The organism is uncultured Nostoc sp. (genome assembly GCF_964245445.1).
GTDB lineage: Bacteria > Cyanobacteriota > Cyanobacteriia > Cyanobacteriales > Nostocaceae > Nostoc.
In genome coordinates this window covers 1-4,422 of record NZ_CAXTNE010000432.1, presented here as the reverse complement: position 1 = coordinate 4,422, position 4,422 = coordinate 1, and the positions used below count along the sequence as shown (strand labels likewise).

Below are 4,422 nucleotides of genomic sequence, written 5' to 3'. Positions count from 1 at the left end.
TTGGTTTACTAATTGTTGTTACTGTACCTCATAAACCTCAAATACGCTGTATATAATTGGTTAAACTTTGTTTTTGAGCAAATAAATATGAGTGATTTTGACCATTATCAGCAGAGAAAAGATTATATCATCCTCTTAATAATATGGCTGATAGCATTAGCTATAGATAGAGCTTGGTTTTTCTTAGACGAATCGATTCCAGCCTACGATCAAAGCGCACATTTAGCTACAGCATTACATCATTATAGAATTTTTCAAAACTTCAATATCTTCTCAGGAGATTGGTGGTTATCTCTGTGGCAATTAACTCCAAGTTATCGCGCTCCTTTTGTATATATTTGCACTGTCCCATTTTTGATGTTGTTTGGACGTGGCTATGACCAAGCAAGTTTAGTTAACTTATTGTATACTGCAATGATTATAGTTTCAGTATATCATTTAGGTAATTTTTTATTTAAAAACCGAAAAACTAGCATAACTGCCAGCATATTTTGTGTGTTATTTCCTATTTTGGGAGTTATTCGGACAGATTATTTATTAGATTATGGTTTGACAGCAATTATTACAGTAACTTTTACAGTTCTGACAATTTGGAAAGATAGTTATATTGGGTTTTTGTCATGGGGGTTAACTATCCTATTGGGCGTTGGAATAGGTTTAATCTTGCTGGCTAAACCTACAGGTTTTATTTTTATTTTGGTTCCTAGTATTTGGGCATTAATTAGTTTTATTAGAAAACGCAGATTGATCAAGCTAATTCAAGCTTGCTCATCTTTGATAATAGCTTGGTTAATTTGTAGTTTTTGGTATGGCTTAAATTGGTTAACAATTATTACATCTGCATTAAACGCTAACCAAGTCGGAAAAAGGGAGGGTGATCCTTCTCCCACAACTATTGCTGGATGGTTATACTATCCAAAAATGATCCCAGAAACCGTTGGTTTACCAATATTATGTGTGAGTATTGGCATTTTATTAGTTTATCTGATTAAATATAAATTTACTAATAATTTAATTTCAGTAAATCTTCATAAATCGGCTCGAATTTGGTTATTAGTTACTTTAGTAAGTAGCTATATAATTTGTTCTTTAGGCACAAATAAAGACATTAGATTTATTTTACCATGTTTTCCGATAATTAGTTTAATATTGGCTGATTTATTTAACTTAATTGAAAATATATATTTTGATAGACTGAGATTAGCTACTTTAGTATTAAGTTGTATAGTTTTACTAAATAATTTGTTTCCATTACCCCTAATTCAAGCATGGGGTGGTAGACATTTACCTAATAATGATGCTAAGGAATATCCTCTGGATAAACTGATACACAAAATCACCGGAACAAATTTATATTTAAGGTCGAATTTAGGGGTAATTCCTGTTTCTACACCGCAGATCAATGAGTACACTTTAAATTATTTTGGGGCATTAGCAGATTTTCGCGTATCTGGCAGAAAATTAACAACCAAATTATCTCAGATAGAGCAAGATTTACAATATTTTTGTTGGTATATTACTAGGGATAATGAACCATATAGACCTGGAGAAAGTGGAGATACTAAACGAAAATTAAAATCTTTAGTCGAATCTTCTGCTGCTTTGAAATTACAGGGCGATTGGATATTACCTCATGGAGATAAAATGCGATTATATAGTTGCAAGAATCCTCCTGTAGCTGTTGAAAAGATAAATAATACTGAGTCTGTAGTTAGTTTAGAAAAAGTAGCGATTTCTCAGCAATTAATTTTAGATAAAAACAACCCTGTAAATTATGAAATAACAGGTTCATGGGATGATTTGCAAAATGGTATCTTACTGTTAAAATGGCGAAATAGCCAATCATCTTGGTATCACGATCATGCCATTGCCTTGGGTAATTTATACTGTGGCATCAAATGTCATCCTGAAGGAACTTTCCGGGTGAAAGAAGCTTTAGCTACATTTATTCCTAAAACACTAGCACTAGGAAAATATCAGCTATCAGCACTATATTTAGATAGAAGAAGCAACAAAACCACATCTTTAAATATTCCAGATATTACTGTAAATGTGACAGATGTCGGAACAGTAGAAAAATCACCAGCTTTAGATTTAGTTACTCGAACTTCACAGCTAGCCCAAGAATTACAACAGGGTAAAATAAATAATATATTTGTGCAGATAGCTCATTTCAATCAATACGATCCTACTCAAGATTATTTAAAACAAATTGATTTTGCGGCTAATTATTATTTGCAAACAGAGCCAAATAACTTAAATTGGCGTTACACCTTAGTCTTATCACAACTTTTACAGCGCCAAGTCCCAGAATTAATCCAAAATTTAAAAGAATTAACTAAATATGATGCTCAAAATCCTTACACATGGATTTATTTAGCTTTTGTTTATTTATATAATTTTCAACCTGCACAAGCTGAACAAAATTTAGCGATCGCAGAACAATTAAAACCAGATATACCAGAATTAAAAACTTTAAAAACTGTAACAAATATTATGAAATTTTTGCCACTACAATGGTTTGCTACCAAGGAATAGGAGAAACGGGTAGCAACCTCGGTGTTACGATCAGATAGTTGAGCCTATAATTAAAATTGTTGGGAAGACTCCAAAGCATGAGTGAAACTGCGGAAAAACTTAAACTCGAACTTTCTCAACTTTCTGCAAAAAAACGTGCTGAAATTGCCTACTTTTTAATTCATTCTCTAGATGAGGGTATAGATGATAATCTAGAAACTGCTTGGGATACGGAATTAACCCAACGGTTAGAGAATATTAATAGAAGCGATAAGATCAAAAATAAATTCATACTGTGTTTATGGCAACCCAACTCAGTGAAGCCGAATCCCAAACTGAACTGGTAATCTCTTGGGAAGCCTTACCCAAGGATTTTAAACTAGAGGATGAACCAGTGGAGAATACAGGTCAGCCACTTTTGGCTGGTGCTTTGCGTGAAAGCCTAGAAATCAGTGGATTCATCCAATCCCAAATGTTGATAGCTTCAAACTTTGGTCTTTGTGCCACAGTCAACGGTCAGTTTATTGCTAAAGCACCTGACTGGGTTTATGTGCCATCGGTTAATCAAGTTGTGGGTAATCGTAAAAGTTATACACCTAATTTAGAAGGGGATATCCCAGCGATCGCCATCGAATTTCTATCCGATACTGAGGGTGGAGAATATTCGGTAAAGCGAACTTACCCACCAGGAAAATGGTTTTTCTACGAGCAAATTTTACAGATTCCCATCTACATTATTTTTGAACCAGATGGCGGTTTATTAGAATATTATCAACTGGAAAATAAACGTTATGAGTTAAAGCAACCTGACGAAAATGGTCGTCATTGGATTGATGTAATGGGTTTATTTTTGGGAACTTGGCAAGGAACAAAAGAAGCTCGCACTGGCTATTGGTTGCGCTGGTGGGATCAAGCTGGTAATTTATTACCGTGGGCTGTAGAACAGATTGAACAAGAACACCAACGCGCCGAACAAGAACACCAACGCGCCGAACAAGAACACCAACGCGCCGAACAAGAACGTCAACAAAAAGAACGACTGATTGCTTATTTGCAATCTCAGGGTATTAACCCGAATAATTTGCCTCCGTTCGAGTAGAAACTAAAAACCACCTTTTTGAAATTAAGTATGAATTTGCTCTGCCTATAATTTAGAACCCTTTTTGTAAGGGTAATTAATGAATTGCCCCTACAAAAATCATGCAATTTTGCAAAACAAATTATTTTACCAATTAAGCAACAATATAAGGCGAGTCAATCGCAACTACACGACCAGCGTCTACCAAGGCTTGATAGACCATCACCGTTACCTCAGCGCGTGTAGCATCGCGGGTAGGATTGAGTTGTCTCAGGTTTGGGTAATTGACGATAATCCCCTTGTTTATAGCTTTTACTACCTCATCCTTGGCATATTCAGGAATCTTTGCTTGGTCATCAAAAACTTTGATAGATGGTGTACCATCAGCAGACAACCCCAATCCATTCACCAAGGAAACAATCACTTGCACGCGCTGGATATTTTTGTTGGGGGCGAAGGAATTGTCAGGAAAACCAGAAAGAAATGAACCTTGATATGCCTGCTGAATTACTTTCGATGCCCAGAAGTTTGCTGGTACATCTTTGAATTTGATCACGGGGCGGTTTGGCGGTGGGTTGAAAGCTTTTACCAGTAATGCGGTGTATTGCGCCCGTGTCATCGTAGCATCCGGTTTAAATGTGTGATCGGGAAAACCATTAACTATCCCTAACTTGACTAATTCCCGAATAAAGCCACCTGCCCAATGATTCGTAATATCGGTTAATTCTATAGTGGGCCTGGGAGTTGGTGTCGGAGTGGGAGTAGGTGTTGGGGTGGGAATGGGAGTGGGAGTAGGTGTTGGTGTGGGTGTCGGAACCGAACTATCT

Annotated in this window: 4 protein-coding genes; 3 read left to right on the top strand and 1 reads right to left on the bottom strand. The window is 36.1% G+C overall.

Annotated elements, in window-relative coordinates:
• Positions 1–87 precede the first annotated feature (87 nt).
• The 3 genes from ACFE90_RS36670 to ACFE90_RS36660 all read left to right on the top strand — a co-directional run bounded on the left by ACFE90_RS36670 (position 88) and on the right by ACFE90_RS36660 (position 3,616).
• Entirely contained in the window at positions 88–2,538 is a 2,451-nt protein-coding gene (locus ACFE90_RS36670; RefSeq protein WP_375507154.1) for a hypothetical protein, read from the top strand.
• Positions 2,539–2,615: 77 nt separating this feature from the next.
• Entirely contained in the window at positions 2,616–2,864 is a 249-nt protein-coding gene (locus ACFE90_RS36665) for an addiction module protein (RefSeq protein ID WP_375507153.1), read from the top strand.
• Positions 2,819–3,616 carry a Uma2 family endonuclease gene (locus ACFE90_RS36660; RefSeq protein ID WP_375507152.1) on the top strand — a complete coding sequence of 266 codons (798 nt, stop codon included), beginning with the start codon at positions 2,819–2,821 and terminating at the stop codon, positions 3,614–3,616. Before ACFE90_RS36665 ends, ACFE90_RS36660 begins: the two co-directional genes overlap by 46 nt.
• A 133-nt stretch (positions 3,617–3,749) precedes the next feature.
• Here the strand turns inward: ACFE90_RS36660 and ACFE90_RS36655 are convergent.
• Positions 3,750–4,422, bottom strand: a 673-nt coding sequence (locus ACFE90_RS36655) for an S-layer homology domain-containing protein (protein ID WP_375507151.1), incomplete at its 5' end; no start/stop codon positions are given.

Bases quoted from the DNA above. Each gene is read 5' to 3' on its own strand.
- ACFE90_RS36660 (WP_375507152.1), top strand. From the start codon at position 2,819: ATGGCAACCCAACTCAGTGAAGCCGAATCCCAAACTGAACTGGTAATC.
- ACFE90_RS36665 (WP_375507153.1), top strand. From the start codon at position 2,616: ATGAGTGAAACTGCGGAAAAACTTAAACTCGAACTTTCTCAACTTTCT.
- ACFE90_RS36670 (WP_375507154.1), top strand. From the start codon at position 88: ATGAGTGATTTTGACCATTATCAGCAGAGAAAAGATTATATCATCCTC.